The sequence below is a fragment of the Psychrobacillus sp. FSL K6-4615 genome (assembly GCF_038008225.1).
Classification (GTDB): Bacteria; Bacillota; Bacilli; order Bacillales_A; family Planococcaceae; genus Psychrobacillus; species Psychrobacillus psychrotolerans.
Window position 1 is genome coordinate 1,242,068 of sequence record NZ_JBBOYQ010000001.1, and the last position, 13,214, is coordinate 1,255,281.

Here is a 13,214-nt window from a genome sequence, read left to right on the forward strand (position 1 = left end):
ATAATATACTATCTTGTGTGAAACTATTCGGAGGTGCAATGAAAATGGCAGTAAAAATTCGTTTAAAACGTATCGGAGCTAAAAAGTCTCCTTTCTATCGTATTGTAGTAGCAGACTCTCGCTCACCACGTGATGGTCGTCAAATTGAAACAGTAGGTACTTACAACCCACTTACTAAACCAGCTGAAGTTAAAATTAACGAAGAATTAGCGTTAAAATGGCTTCAAGACGGTGCAAAACCATCTGATACAGTACGTAACTTGTTCTCAGAACAAGGAATTATGGAGAAATTCCATAACGCAAAACTCGGCAAATAATCGGAGGGGACAATGTGAAGCAGCTGATCGAAGCAATCGTTAAACCGATAGTTGATTATCCAGAAAATGTGAAGGTTGAAAAAGAAGAAAATATAAACCGTATAGTTTATAAACTTTCTGTTCATCCGGAAGATATGGGAAAAGTAATTGGCAAACAAGGGCGTGTCGCGAAAGCAATTCGTACAATTGTTTACTCAGCAGCAGGCAGTCACCAAAAGAAAAAAACATATGTCGACATATTAGATTAAAAGGGAAGAACAATTTGTTCTTCCTTTTTTGATAGGTAGAAAACATTATACTCAGTATATGCGTAGCTCCGTATATAAAAATGTCCTGTTAACAATTGTTTAAGGAACTTGTTAGAATGAATAATCCCATGATTTCCGTTACAGCTGTACGCTTTCCTGCGGGGTCTTCGCCTAACGCTTTCCCGCGGGGTCTTCGCCTAACGCTTTCCCGCTGGAGTCGCCACCTTGCACTACAATTAATTAATGTGCAGTACTACACTAAAAGATTGGGCATAGTTTATCACTAAAATAAAAAGATTGGTCAAATTTTTAGCGATCAATTAAAATCAATTTTAATTTTTTTAAATTAAAAAATGTTAACCAATAATAGATGAAGAATGCAGAAATCGATTTATATTATTTGGAGAGAGAAAATACGACATTGTATGCAACTTTTCTTATATTAAGTGGTTATTGTTGAATGTAGCGCAGGCCGGCGACTCCAGTGAGACAGCACGAGGGAGAGACTACAGGCTCGAGCCGTGCCCACGGAAAGCGTCCGACCGGAGTGGAAATCAACGGCATATTTAAATTATTTTTGACTAGGAGGTAATCTTAATGGAATGGTTTAATGTAGGAAAGATAGTAAATACACATGGTATTTGGGGAGAGGTTCGAGTAATCTCCACGACTGACTTTGCAGATGAACGCTACGAGGTTGGAAGTGAACTTGCTTTACATAAAGCGGATGGTTCTAAACCAATTATGGTTAAAGTAGCAAGTCATCGTAGACATAAGAACTTTGATCTATTAACTTTTGAAGGTTATTCATTGTTAAAAGATGTAGATGTATTTCGTAATGCCATTTTAAAGGTATCTGAAAAATATCTTTCAGATTTAGAAGAAAATGAGTTCTATTTTCATGAAATTATAGGCTGTACAGTAGAGTCTACGGATGGCGAAATCATTGGAACTATAACGGAAATTATTCAAACGGGTGCTAATGATGTATGGACAGTACACCCAGAACAAGGGAAAAAAGATCACTATATCCCATATATTGAGGACGTAGTCAAATCAATTGATATTGAACATAAGAAAATTACCATAGAAGTATTGGATGGTTTACTGTCATGATGAATATTCACATTCTTTCTCTTTTTCCAGAAATGTTTACTGGTGTATTTAACTCATCTATTTTGAAAAAGGCCCAAGAAAAGAATGAAGTAGAAATAAACGTAGTGAATTTTAGAGACTACTCAGGGAATAAACATCATCAAGTAGATGATTATCCTTATGGTGGTGGGGCGGGTATGGTATTAAAGCCAGAACCTATTTTTAATGCCATAGAGGCACTTCCGCCGAGTCAAGGGACAAATAGACGTATTATCCTTTTGTGTCCACAGGGAGAGCGTTTTACGCAGAAAAAAGCGGAAGAGCTTGCTATGGAACAAGAGCTTGTTTTTATTTGCGGACATTATGAAGGCTACGATGAACGAATTCGGGAATATCTAGTTACTGATGAAATTTCTATAGGGGACTTTGTATTAACAGGCGGTGAGTTAGCAGCCATGACTGTGGTAGATAGCGTGGTAAGGTTACTGCCTAATGTATTAGGAAATGCAGAATCGCATGAAAAAGATTCTTTTTCGACTGGTTTGTTAGAGCATCCCCATTATACTCGTCCGGTTGAATATCGAGGTTATAAAGTTCCAGATGTTTTAATGTCTGGAAACCATGCGGCAATTGATAAATGGCGTAAACAACAATCTTTAAATAGAACGTTCACACGCAGACCTGATTTATTGGATCAAATAGAATTGACCTCGGAACAGGAATGTTTATTAAAAGAAATAAAAGGATAGTAATTTTATAATAATTATTGCGTCCGGTAATTAGGTATGTTATATTTTATTATGTACTTTTATGGAAAGTACTGATTTTGGGTGTTCCGCTGCAACAGCAACTGTGTGTAAGAGCATTCTACAGAAGGAGAGAAAATGATGCAAAACATTATTTCAGAAATCACTAAAGAACAATTACGTTCAGACCTTCCTACATTCCGTCCTGGGGACACAGTTCGTGTTCACGTTAAGGTTGTAGAGGGAACTCGCGAACGTATCCAAATGTACGAAGGAGTTGTAATTAAACGTCGTGGTGGCGGAATTAGCGAAACTTTCACAGTTCGTAAAATTTCATCCGGTGTTGGTGTTGAACGTACATTCCCTGTACACACACCAAAAATTGCAAACTTAGAAGTTACTCGTCGTGGTAAAGTTCGTCGTGCTAAATTGTACTACTTACGTGACCTACGTGGTAAAGCAGCTCGTATTAAAGAACGTCGTTAATAGCAAAAGTAGATGTTGTAGCAAAGGTGGTTCCACTTTTGCTACAACATTTTTTATTTGAAGATAAGAAATTATACAATGTAGCATAAACACACGATTTGAAGAACATTTAAGGGTGAATAATACTACTGATTTCCGTAGAGCATATAATAGAGTCATTAAAAGGGTATTTACTTTTTGTTCATAATAAACAAATCACACAAACTCCACGAAAATTGGATATTTGTTTTTGCTTGAAAAGAGTTTTCCTTGTACAATAAAGAGAATAACCAAAGGGGGCAAGTTAATGGAACAAGCAAAAAAGCAAAAGAATGAATTATGGGAATGGTCAAAAGCTTTATTAATTGCTTTTGGACTAGCTGCGATAATTCGCTTCTTTTTATTCACACCTATCGTAGTAGACGGAGAATCAATGATGCCCACATTAGAAAATGGGGATCGTATGGTTGTTAACAAGATCGGCTATATGGTTGGTGAGCCAGATCGTTTTGACATAGTAGTATTCCATGCCCCAGAGCAAAAAAATTATATTAAACGTGTAATAGGCCTACCTGGTGATCATGTTGAGTATAAAGATGATCAATTATACGTTAATGGAGAAGAAGTAGTTGAACCTTATTTAGATCAATATAAAAGTGAAATAACAGAAGGTACACTTACAGATGATTTCACTTTAGAAGAGATTACTCAAAATGAGATAATCCCAGAAGGATATATTTTTGTTATGGGTGATAATCGAAGATATAGTAAAGACAGTCGACATATTGGACTAGTCGCTATTGATGAAGTTATTGGTAATACGAATATTGTTTTTTGGCCTCTGAATGAAATTGGTTTTATAAAGTAACAGGAGGTGCACGATGACAATTCAATGGTTTCCAGGTCATATGGCCAAAGCACGAAGAGAAGTAACCGAAAACTTAAAATTAGTGGATATCGTGTTTGAATTAATAGACGCACGATTACCACTATCATCTCGAAATCCAATGATAGATGAAGTGATCCATCAAAAAACGCGATTACTTATTTTAAATAAAATGGATATGGCAGATGAAATGCAGACTAAAAAATGGATTTCTTATTTCGAGGAAAAAGGACATCCAGCAGTGGCGATTAACTCTCTAGAGGGAAAAGGACTACAAACTGTATTCAAGGCCGCAAAAGAGCTTTTAAAGCCTAAATGGGACCGTATGAGAGATAGAGGAATAAAACCTCGTGCAATTCGCGCAATGATTGTTGGTATTCCGAATGTAGGGAAGTCCACGCTGATTAACCGTTTTGCCAAGAAAAATATAGCAAGAACAGGTAATACGCCTGGTGTTACGAAAAGGCAACAATGGATCAAAGTAGAAAGAGAAATTGAATTGTTAGATACACCGGGTATCTTGTGGCCAAAGTTTGAAGATCAGCAAGTTGGTTATAAACTTGCGCTTACTGGTGCTATTAAAGATGCAGTTATTAATATGGAAGATTTAGCGGTATATGGTCTAAACTTCTTGCAGGACCACTATCCAAAGCGGATGGAAGAACGGTATCAGATTACAGAAGTAAGCAAAGATTTAGTAGAAACTTTTGATCATATTGGCAAGTTAAGAAGATGTTATAGAAATGGTACCGAAATAGATTACGATCAAGTATCAGAACTAGTTGTTCGAGATGTGCGCAATCTAAATCTAGGTAGGTTAACGTTTGATTTTGTGGAAGAATATTAATGTTACTGATACCCTTTTTGCCAAATGGTAAAAAGGGTTTTCTCGTTTCTAAAGAGTGTTTGATGGAAGTGGATTTGTTGAATTTTATACATTATTGCCGATACATAGAATAAGAGATGGAAAGCTGATGTGAATGAGATGTTAAGTATAAAAGAGATAAAAGAAAAATTAGAGCAATCTACAGGTTTAGAAACATGGATAACGGAGTTAGAGCAGGATGAACGAATTGGTGCACGCAAACTGTGGACAAGTTGGAAAAGAAAACAACAACAATTATTAGTAGAACGTCAGGCACATGAAGAAAAAGTAGCCTTCGATAGAAGTTATTGTTCGGAGGATAAGAGTTTAGTAGCGGGAGTGGATGAAGCTGGAAGAGGTCCTTTGGCAGGTCCGGTCGTCACAGCTGCTGTAATCCTTCGAAATGATACGAAAGAATTAATAGGCCTAGATGACTCAAAACAAGTTTCTAGAACTAAACGAAACGAGTTAGCTATAGCGATTAAACAAAATGCAATTGCGTACAGCATACACTTTCAAACAGTTGAAAAAATCGATCAGTTGAATATTTATGAAGCAACGAAACAATCCATGACAGAGGCTGTATTAAACTTAGAAGAAAAACCGAATGTCGTATTAGTAGATGCGATGAAATTGCCTATTGACATCGAAACACATTCTATTATAAAAGGGGATGCAAAAAGCTTGGCAATTGCAGCAGCATCTATTTTAGCTAAAACCGCTCGAGACGAATACATGGATCAGTTACATGAGCAATATCCGATGTATTTATTTAACAAACATGCAGGCTATGGTACAAAGTTACATGTCGAAATGATAGAGAAATATGGTCCTACCCAGCACCATCGAAAAACATTTGAGCCGATTAAATCAATATTAAGAATGAGGTGATTACGTGACTTCCACATCTTTTTCAATTACTCAATCATCTGCAGCTTCCGGGATAACTTCTCCTTTACAAGCACCTTTGAAGGAAGGGCAAGTAGTTCATGGAACGATTAAAAAATTGTATCCAAACCAAACTGCCGAAGTACAAATTGGCAATCAAAAAGTAATAGCAAAATTAGAGACTCCACTAAAAGCTGGGGATTCTCATTTTTTTCAAGTAGAGAAATCAGCACCTGAATTACAACTAAAGGTAGTTACAGGGCCTCTCACACAAGGAAATACATTAGCACAACAAGGCCAACAATTATTACAAGCCATGAATTTACCAAAAACAACCGAAATGCAAGCAGCCGTGCAGTTTTTTATAAAACAACAATTACCGGTTTCCAAAGATACATTAGTACAAGTAGAACAATTATTAAAACAAATGCCAAAAGATGTGACGTTAAAAGGTGCCCTTGAGGCTATCCAAAAAATAGTCGATATGAAACTGCCTTTGACGGTTACTATGCTACAGACAGTAATGAGCGGGAAATCTACGGATGGAATGCATAATATTCTTCAAAACTTACAATCCCAATTACAGATGGATCAAACAGTAATGCTAGGTTTAAAAAATAATATCCTGCAAAACATACAAAAGTTAGCAGAGCCATTTAATGGCCCAGTTGCAGGTGCGATACTAGGTAAGCAGATAGAAAATCTTCAAAATCAACAATCCCCTCTATCATCACGCTTACCGATTCTACAAATGTTAAAGGAATCCAATGTGCTGCCAGCTACTGCGAGCCTTTCGAATCCAACACCGATTACTGGTCAGACGGCAATTGCAAATTCAGCTGGAGAATTGTTATTAAAACTTGAACAAGCCTCTCCCACAGAAAAAGGGCAAGTGTTAGAACAATTTCGTAGTTGGGTTAGTCAACAGTCTTCATTAACGACCACTCAAAAGAATGAAGTGATAGCTTTACTGAAAAATAATAGGCAACCTAATCAACTTCAGCTAGTGAATAATGCATTGATAAAAGTATTTGCCGAGCAAAGTCAGCAAGCAATTTTTACAAAAGATTTAAATGGGTTAACTCCCAAGGACCACTTGGTGTCGTTATTAGGGAAAGGCATTACGGAAGAAGCTATAACTCAAAATTTACAAAATGTAACGAACATAAGTAGAAATGCTGCCAGCAGTAATATACTTACTCAAACGGTCATTCAAGCAGAGCAACAAGTTATGCAGCAATTAGATGGAAAAGCATTTGAGCACGCTATAAAAGATGTCTTACGATCTCTAGGATTCGGTTATGAAGCAAAATTAGGAAATAATAGCGAAGAAATAAGACTACTAGCTTCTCAATTAAAGCCACAAATTGTGGAGTTAATGCAAAATCAGACCATTTCTACTGCATTGAGAGATAGTGCAGAAACAGTGCTTGCACGTATGAATGGATTACAAATATTATCCAATGAAAATGGGCCACAACATCAGTTGCTGATGCAAGTTCCTTTAGAGTTTCTAGGTAAAAAAATGGATGCTACACTTGAGTGGAATGGTCGGATGAAAGAAGACGGTAAAATCGACTCTGATTTTGCTAGGATTATGTTTTATTTGCAGCTAGATACTTTAAAAGAAACGGTTGTAGATATGCAAGTACAAAATAGAGTCGTTTCGATTACTTTATATAACGATGACAAGGATTTAGTTCCAGTTGTAGATAAATTTAAAGAAATATTAAAGCAAGGATTATCAGCGGTAGGATATCAACTTTCGGGAGTATTCGTAAAAAGCTTTGAGGAACAAAAAATCACTTCGGCTTTGATGGCAAAATCAAAGGCGCTTGATGCACAAGGAGTAGACATTCGTATATGAAAGATGAAAGGTATACTCGAAAAGAAGCTGTAGCAATAACGTATAATTCCGATCGTAATGATGCACCGAAGATAGTAGCAAAAGGAAAAGGTAAAATAGCAGAAAATATTTTAGCGAGAGCCGAAGAATTTAATGTTCCCGTCCAAGAGGATGCAAGTTTAGTAGAACTTCTCGGACAATTGGATATAAACCAATCGATTCCAGAGGAGTTATATCAGGCGGTAGCAGAGGTCTTTGCCTATATTTACAAAATAGATAAAGAAAAAGGAATTACAATAAGATCTACCAACACATAGTCTGAATATTCGTCGTATTACGTAAATGCTATACTTTTGTGGACAAAATGTGACACTTTTAATACAATTAGAAGGGTAGTAAATTACTTGACATAAGTTTGATTGGAGGATGTAAGATGAATATCCATGAATATCAAGGAAAACAACTCCTTAGACAATATGGTGTAGCAGTTTCTAACGGGATTGTAGCTTTCTCACCTGAAGAGGCAGTTAAAGCGGCAAAAGAATTAGGAACAAGCGTTATCGTTGTTAAAGCTCAAATTCACGCGGGTGGTCGTGGTAAAGCTGGTGGAGTTAAAATCGCTAAAAATTTAGATGAGGTACGTGAATACGCGAAGGAATTACTAGGTAAAGTACTTGTTACTCACCAAACTGGTCCTGAAGGTAAAGAAATTAAACGCTTACTTATCGAAGAAGGAAGCGACATCAAGAAAGAATATTATGTGGGTCTAGTTTTAGACCGTTCAACTTCACGTGTAACATTAATGGGCTCTGAAGAGGGCGGTATGGACATTGAAGAAGTGGCTGCAAATTCTCCTGAAAAACTTTTCTATGAAGAAATTGATCCAGTTGTAGGATTAACAGGCTTCCAAGCACGCCGTATGGCATTTAATATGAACATTCCTGCTAAACTTGTGAACAAAGCAGCTAAATTTATGCTTGGTTTATATCAAGTTTATAAAGAAAAAGATGCTTCAATCGTTGAGATTAACCCATTAGTAGTAACTGCGGATGGCGATGTTTTAGCGCTAGATGCTAAATTCAACTTCGATGGAAATGCTCTATATCGTCATCAAGACATTTTAGAGATGCGCGACTATGATGAAGAGGATCCAAAAGAAATTGAAGCTTCAAAATATGACCTAAGCTATATCTCTTTAGATGGAAATATCGGTTGTATGGTTAATGGTGCTGGACTAGCTATGGCAACAATGGATACGATTAGCTATTACGGCGGATCACCCGCAAACTTCCTTGACGTTGGGGGCGGCGCGACTGCTGAAAAAGTTACAGAAGCATTCAAAATCATCCTTTCTGATAAAAATGTAAAAGGTATTTTTGTTAATATCTTCGGTGGAATTATGAAGTGTGATATTATCGCTGAAGGTGTTATTATTGCAGCGAAAGAATTAGGATTAGTAGTTCCACTTGTCGTCCGTTTAGAAGGAACTAACGTAGAATTAGGTAAAAAACTATTGAATGAATCGGGCTTAAATATCGTTGCTGCAGATTCAATGGCAGACGGCGCTCAAAAAATCGTTAATCTTGTAGGATAAGAAAGGCAGGGACAAAAAGTGAGCATATATATTAATAAAGATACTAAAGTAATTGTACAAGGAATTACGGGCTCAACTGCTCTTTTCCATACAAAGCAAATGTTAGAATATGGAACTAAAATCGTTGCTGGGGTTACACCTGGTAAAGGTGGAACAGAAGTAGAGGGAGTACCAGTTTTCAATACAGTTGAAGATGCTGTTAAAGCTACTGGCGCTAATGTTTCAGTAATTTATGTTCCAGCACCATTTGCTGCAGATGCGATTTTAGAGGCTGTTGATGCTGATTTAGATATGACTATTTGTATTACTGAACATATCCCAGTGCTAGACATGGTTAACGTTAGACGTTACATGGAAGGTAAGAAAACTCGTCTAGTTGGACCAAACTGTCCAGGTGTTATTACTGCAGATGAATGTAAAATTGGTATTATGCCAGGATACATCAACACTAAAGGTCATGTAGGAGTAGTATCTCGTTCAGGAACACTGACTTATGAGGCTGTTCTACAGTTAACTGATGCAGGTATTGGCCAATCTACATCTGTAGGTATTGGTGGAGATCCGGTCAACGGAACAAACTTCATCGATGTTCTAAAAGAATTCAACGATGACCCTGACACATATGCAGCAGTTATGATTGGGGAAATTGGTGGAACTGCAGAGGAAGAAGCAGCTGCATGGATCAAAGAAAATATGACAAAACCTGTCATTGGATTCATCGGTGGACAAACTGCACCTGAAGGCAAACGTATGGGTCATGCTGGAGCTATTATTTCTGGTGGACAAGGTACTGCAGAAGGAAAAATCAAAGCAATGGAAGCAGCTGGTATGAAAGTTGCAGCAACTCCATCTGTTATTGGTGAAACTTTAATCGAAGCGATTAAAGAAGCGGGTATCTACGATTCTTGTAAAACACATTAATAAAGAGGTACGGCGCATCGGATGGTGCTGCCGTATTTTTTAAAATGAATATAACTGATTGTTCGGTCATCTAAAAGCTGACTCCAGTGAGGATTCCCTTGAGCAACTTCAGAGTTCCCTAAATAGAATCAAACCTATATATTTCAGGGCTTTTAGCGTATGTAGAATGCCTGAAAAGTGTCGTATTATTCGGTACAACACAAAGTTTTAAACCTCGAATAACTTATAAATCAGGCGCTCCCGCTTGTCAAAAAAAGGAGGAAACCAATGGGTAAGAGTCCGTTTATTAACCGCTTTTTAGCTTTACATTATGTGTTTCCAGTACCATTAAATAAGCTATTTCCTCTATTAGAATATGATCCAGAACTAGCGAAAATTGAAAAAATCCCCCCGCAAAAATTGGCGAAATTATGTAAAATATCCCTCGAACGTGCTATTAAACTCCAAAAAATATTCCTAGAATTTGTCGAAATTCCAATGCTGCAAATGTATAAAAAACACTCGATTATCCCCATTCTATTTTCTGATCCCAACTATCCTAAAAGTCTATTAGATTTGTATGACCCTCCTGCAGTAATATATTTAAAAGGTAAGACAGAACTACTTACGAACTCTAAGAAACTAGCAATTATTGGTTCGAGAAAAGCAACAGATTATTCGGCTGAAAGTATTAAGGCTATACTCCCCCCTTTAATACAAGAAAAGTATGTGATAATTAGTGGCCTTGCAAAGGGGGCAGACACATTAGCCCATCAAATAACTATGAATTTAGGTGGAAAAACGATTGCAGTACTAGGAACAGGTTTCTTTCACGTTTATCCTAAACAAAATCTTAAGTTAGCTACCGATATGGAGAAAAATCAGTTGTTATTAACAGAGTATCCTCCGTATATAACACCCCAAAAGTGGAATTTCCCTATGAGAAATCGAATAATAAGTGGGCTCTCCCAAGGCGTAGTTATCACAGAAGCAACTGAAAAGAGTGGTACAGTTTCCACTATGGAACATGCTTTAGAAAATGGTAAGGAGATTTTTGCTATCCCGGGATCTATCCTTTCCCCGCTATCTATAGGACCGCATTTGCTTATATTGGAAGGTGCAAAACCTGTGTGGAATGGACATCAAATACTGGAAGAGTTAAATAAATAGAAAAACAAAAAAATGAAAAGTCTTGCTTTTATAAGAAAACTGTTATACATTTTGCAACAGGTATTTGTTTTGTAGATTAAAGCGAGTTACCTTCTATAAGGAGGGAAATTTATGTCGGATTATTTAGTAATTGTAGAATCACCAGCAAAGGCAAAAACAATAGAAAAGTATCTTGGGAAAAAATATAAAGTCAAAGCATCGATTGGTCACGTTCGTGATCTCCCTAGAAGTCAAATGGGTGTAAATACAGAAAATAATTACGAACCAAAGTATATTACAATTAGGGGTAAAGGCCCGGTACTACAAGAATTAAAAACAGCAGCTAAAAAAGCGAAGAAAATTTATCTCGCGGCTGACCCCGACAGAGAAGGGGAGGCAATTGCATGGCACTTAGCTAACTCATTAAACGTGGATATTGAATCAGATTGTCGAGTAGTATTCAATGAAATTACAAAAGAAGCAATCCTAGAATCGTTTAAACATCCTAGACCAATAAATATGGATTTAGTAGATTCTCAGCAAGCAAGAAGAATTTTGGATCGTCTTGTAGGTTACAATATAAGTCCTATACTATGGAAAAAAGTAAAAAAAGGTCTATCAGCTGGCCGAGTTCAATCTGTAGCTCTTCGTTTAATCATTGACCGGGAAAATGAAATTAATAATTTCACGCCGGAAGAGTACTGGACGATTGAAGGGCAATTTGACAAGAATAAGAAAGCCTTCGATGCACTTTATTATGGAAGTGAGAAAGAAAAGAGAAAACTTTCAAATGAAGAAGAAGTAAAAGAAGTACTGAAGTCGATGAAGGGCAAAAAGTTTGAAGTTGCCAATGTTGTTAAAAAAGAACGGAAACGTAATCCAGCCCTTTCTTTTACTACATCATCCCTTCAACAAGAAGCAGCAAGAAAATTAAACTTCCGAGCTAGAAAAACAATGATGTTAGCACAGCAACTGTATGAGGGAATCGACCTAGGGAAAAAACAAGGAACGGTCGGCTTGATTACTTATATGCGTACTGATTCTACAAGAATTTCGGATAGTGCAAAAGCAGAAGCTCAAGAATATATAAAAAACGAATTTGGATCTGAATATATTTCTACAAAAAAAGTAGAAAAGCAATCGAAAAAAGCACAAGATGCCCACGAAGCTGTTCGACCAACAAGTGTACTTAGAACACCAAGTGAACTAAAAGCGATTCTGTCGCGTGACCAACTAAAATTATACAAACTAATATGGGAACGTTTTATAGCTAGTCAAATGGAATCTGCTATACTAGATACAGTGGCTGTTGACCTTAAAAACGGAGAAGTTTACTTTAGAGCAAATGGCTCCCAAGTTAAATTTCCAGGATTTATGAAAGTGTATGTGGAAGGTTCAGATGATCAAACCGACGATAAAGACAAGCTATTACCAGTTTTAGAAATCGGAGATAAAGTTAATGCATTGGCTATTGATCCGAAACAACATTTTACTCAACCTCCTCCAAGATACTCAGAGGCAAGACTTGTAAAAACATTAGAAGAATTAGGGATAGGTAGACCGTCTACTTATGCTCCAACGTTAGATACGATTCAAAAACGTGGTTACGTTGCATTAGAGACGAAGCGTTTTGTTCCTACTGAACTTGGAACAATCGTCCATCAGCTAGTATTTGAATTCTTCCCGGAAATTTTGGATATTGAGTTCACGGCCCAGATGGAAAGAGATTTAGATAGTGTAGAAGAGGGACAAGTAAAATGGGTCGAAGTAATTGATGGCTTCTATCAAGATTTTGAGAAGCGTGTCGTGTATGCTGACGCTGAGATGGAGAAAATTGTTATAAAAGATGAACCAACAGGAGAAGATTGTGAAAACTGTGGTTCACCAATGGTATATAAATTAGGGCGTTATGGTAAATTTATGGCTTGCAGTAACTTCCCGGAATGTCGTAATACAAAAGCAATCATCAAAGAGATAGGGGTCCCATGTAAAGCATGTGGGGAAGGCCAGATTGTGGAAAGAAAAAGTAAAACAAAACGTTTGTTTTATGGCTGTAACCAATATCCAACTTGTGAATTTGTTTCTTGGGACAAGCCGATAAGTCGACCATGTCCGAAATGTAACGAAATGTTAGTGGAAAAGAAATTGAAAAAAGGTATACAAATACAATGTGTTGCGTGTGATTATAAAGAAGATCCGCAAAGTTAGAAAGAAG

Annotated in this window: 14 protein-coding genes; all 14 read left to right on the top strand. The window is 37.0% G+C overall.

Features of this window, described 5'->3' with window-relative positions; genetic code table 11:
* Positions 1 to 44: 44 nt before the first annotated feature.
* The 14 genes from rpsP (at position 45) to topA (ending at position 13,207) form a co-directional block, all read left to right on the top strand.
* Entirely contained in the window at positions 45 to 317 is a 273-nt protein-coding gene (rpsP, locus tag MKX53_RS05825; RefSeq protein ID WP_093535196.1) for a 30S ribosomal protein S16, read from the top strand.
* Positions 318 to 331: 14 nt separating this feature from the next.
* A complete protein-coding gene (locus MKX53_RS05830; protein ID WP_093535194.1) occupies positions 332 to 565 on the top strand; it encodes a KH domain-containing protein in 234 nt (77 codons plus the stop codon).
* 597 nt (positions 566 to 1,162) lie between these two features.
* On the top strand, positions 1,163 to 1,681 hold the full coding sequence (gene rimM, locus MKX53_RS05835; RefSeq protein WP_093535192.1) for a ribosome maturation factor RimM: 519 nt from the start codon (positions 1,163 to 1,165) through the stop codon (positions 1,679 to 1,681).
* Positions 1,681 to 2,409 (top strand): tRNA (guanosine(37)-N1)-methyltransferase TrmD, encoded by a 729-nt coding sequence (trmD, locus tag MKX53_RS05840; protein WP_093535733.1) that lies wholly within the window; start codon positions 1,681 to 1,683, stop codon positions 2,407 to 2,409. Before rimM ends, trmD begins: the two co-directional genes overlap by 1 nt.
* A gap of 138 nt (positions 2,410 to 2,547) precedes the next feature.
* Positions 2,548 to 2,892, top strand: a complete 345-nt coding sequence (gene rplS, locus MKX53_RS05845) for a 50S ribosomal protein L19 (protein WP_093535190.1) — start codon at positions 2,548 to 2,550, stop codon at positions 2,890 to 2,892.
* Positions 2,893 to 3,178: 286 nt separating this feature from the next.
* The gene (gene lepB, locus MKX53_RS05850) at positions 3,179 to 3,739 is read left to right on the top strand and encodes a signal peptidase I (RefSeq protein ID WP_093535188.1); all 561 of its coding nucleotides are present in this window, start codon (positions 3,179 to 3,181) and stop codon (positions 3,737 to 3,739) included.
* A gap of 13 nt (positions 3,740 to 3,752) precedes the next feature.
* The gene (gene ylqF / locus MKX53_RS05855; RefSeq protein ID WP_340909808.1) at positions 3,753 to 4,604 is read left to right on the top strand and encodes a ribosome biogenesis GTPase YlqF; all 852 of its coding nucleotides are present in this window, start codon (positions 3,753 to 3,755) and stop codon (positions 4,602 to 4,604) included.
* Between the two features lie 138 nt (positions 4,605 to 4,742).
* Positions 4,743 to 5,513 (top strand): ribonuclease HII, encoded by a 771-nt coding sequence (locus MKX53_RS05860; protein WP_340913249.1) that lies wholly within the window; start codon positions 4,743 to 4,745, stop codon positions 5,511 to 5,513.
* 4 nt (positions 5,514 to 5,517) lie between these two features.
* Entirely contained in the window at positions 5,518 to 7,377 is a 1,860-nt protein-coding gene (locus tag MKX53_RS05865) for a hypothetical protein (protein ID WP_340909810.1), read from the top strand.
* Positions 7,374 to 7,673 (top strand): EscU/YscU/HrcU family type III secretion system export apparatus switch protein, encoded by a 300-nt coding sequence (locus tag MKX53_RS05870; protein WP_340909812.1) that lies wholly within the window; start codon positions 7,374 to 7,376, stop codon positions 7,671 to 7,673. Before MKX53_RS05865 ends, MKX53_RS05870 begins: the two co-directional genes overlap by 4 nt.
* Before the next feature lie 116 nt (positions 7,674 to 7,789).
* Positions 7,790 to 8,950: an ADP-forming succinate--CoA ligase subunit beta gene (gene sucC, locus MKX53_RS05875; RefSeq protein ID WP_093535180.1), complete on the top strand. Its 1,161-nt coding sequence runs from the start codon at positions 7,790 to 7,792 to the stop codon at positions 8,948 to 8,950.
* A gap of 18 nt (positions 8,951 to 8,968) precedes the next feature.
* Positions 8,969 to 9,871: a succinate--CoA ligase subunit alpha gene (gene sucD / locus MKX53_RS05880; RefSeq protein WP_340768728.1), complete on the top strand. Its 903-nt coding sequence runs from the start codon at positions 8,969 to 8,971 to the stop codon at positions 9,869 to 9,871.
* A 267-nt stretch (positions 9,872 to 10,138) separates the two neighbouring features.
* On the top strand, positions 10,139 to 11,020 hold the full coding sequence (gene dprA / locus MKX53_RS05885; RefSeq protein ID WP_340909813.1) for a DNA-processing protein DprA: 882 nt from the start codon (positions 10,139 to 10,141) through the stop codon (positions 11,018 to 11,020).
* A gap of 111 nt (positions 11,021 to 11,131) precedes the next feature.
* Positions 11,132 to 13,207 (top strand): type I DNA topoisomerase, encoded by a 2,076-nt coding sequence (gene topA / locus MKX53_RS05890; RefSeq protein ID WP_340909815.1) that lies wholly within the window; start codon positions 11,132 to 11,134, stop codon positions 13,205 to 13,207.
* The last annotated feature ends 7 nt before the right edge of the window (positions 13,208 to 13,214 follow it).

Bases quoted from the DNA above. Each gene is read 5' to 3' on its own strand.
- rpsP (WP_093535196.1), top strand. From the start codon at position 45: ATGGCAGTAAAAATTCGTTTAAAACGTATCGGAGCTAAAAAGTCTCCT.
- rimM (WP_093535192.1), top strand. From the start codon at position 1,163: ATGGAATGGTTTAATGTAGGAAAGATAGTAAATACACATGGTATTTGG.
- trmD (WP_093535733.1), top strand. From the start codon at position 1,681: ATGAATATTCACATTCTTTCTCTTTTTCCAGAAATGTTTACTGGTGTA.
- rplS (WP_093535190.1), top strand. From the start codon at position 2,548: ATGCAAAACATTATTTCAGAAATCACTAAAGAACAATTACGTTCAGAC.
- lepB (WP_093535188.1), top strand. From the start codon at position 3,179: ATGGAACAAGCAAAAAAGCAAAAGAATGAATTATGGGAATGGTCAAAA.
- ylqF (WP_340909808.1), top strand. From the start codon at position 3,753: ATGACAATTCAATGGTTTCCAGGTCATATGGCCAAAGCACGAAGAGAA.
- MKX53_RS05860 (WP_340913249.1), top strand. From the start codon at position 4,743: ATGTTAAGTATAAAAGAGATAAAAGAAAAATTAGAGCAATCTACAGGT.
- MKX53_RS05870 (WP_340909812.1), top strand. From the start codon at position 7,374: ATGAAAGATGAAAGGTATACTCGAAAAGAAGCTGTAGCAATAACGTAT.
- sucC (WP_093535180.1), top strand. From the start codon at position 7,790: ATGAATATCCATGAATATCAAGGAAAACAACTCCTTAGACAATATGGT.
- dprA (WP_340909813.1), top strand. From the start codon at position 10,139: ATGGGTAAGAGTCCGTTTATTAACCGCTTTTTAGCTTTACATTATGTG.
- topA (WP_340909815.1), top strand. From the start codon at position 11,132: ATGTCGGATTATTTAGTAATTGTAGAATCACCAGCAAAGGCAAAAACA.